The organism is Novosphingopyxis sp. YJ-S2-01 (assembly GCF_016093175.1).
GTDB classification, from domain to species: Bacteria; Pseudomonadota; Alphaproteobacteria; order Sphingomonadales; family Sphingomonadaceae; genus Novosphingopyxis; species Novosphingopyxis iocasae.
In genome coordinates, this window is record NZ_JAEDAI010000003.1 from 1 (window position 1) to 557 (window position 557).

The window sequence follows — 557 nt, forward strand, 5'->3', positions numbered from 1 at the left end:
CCTACCCAGAGCTCTGCATAGCCGCCATAGGACCACCCTACGATTGCAAGCTGATCCGGATCAGCGATCCCCTGGGAAACGAGCCAGCGTCCAGCATCATTGACGTCGCCAATCGCGGTCTCCCATGCTTGAAAACCGTTGCGACCGAACCACGCTTGACCGTAGCCGGATGAGCCGCGGAAGTTGGGTTGAAGAACCGCATGTCCACGTGCAGCAAAGAACTGCACCATCCAGTCAAAGCCCCACTCATCGCGAGAGGAAGGACCTCCATGAGGCAGCACGACAGCGGGAATATTCTTACCATCTGATCCAGCAGGTAGCGTCAGATAACCAGGGATTGAAGTGCCGTCCGCAGCAGGAAATGAGACTGGCGTCATCGTCGCCAATTGCCTGTCATTCATATAGCTGCGCACGGGAAGCAGCGGCTCAAGCTGTCCAGCCGTGCGATCGAGCAAGTAAACCATGCCCGGATCTGTGTCGCTCGACGCGATGATCAGAAGCTTGGTTTCGTCACTGCTCGCGTCGACAATATTGATGAGCGGTTGACCGGGCAAAGC

At 56.9% G+C, this 557-nt stretch carries 1 protein-coding gene; it reads right to left on the reverse strand.

The features are described from left to right. Positions 1-557, reverse strand: a 557-nt coding sequence (locus I6A82_RS14370) for an alpha/beta hydrolase family protein (RefSeq protein ID WP_198095660.1), incomplete at both ends; no start/stop codon positions are given.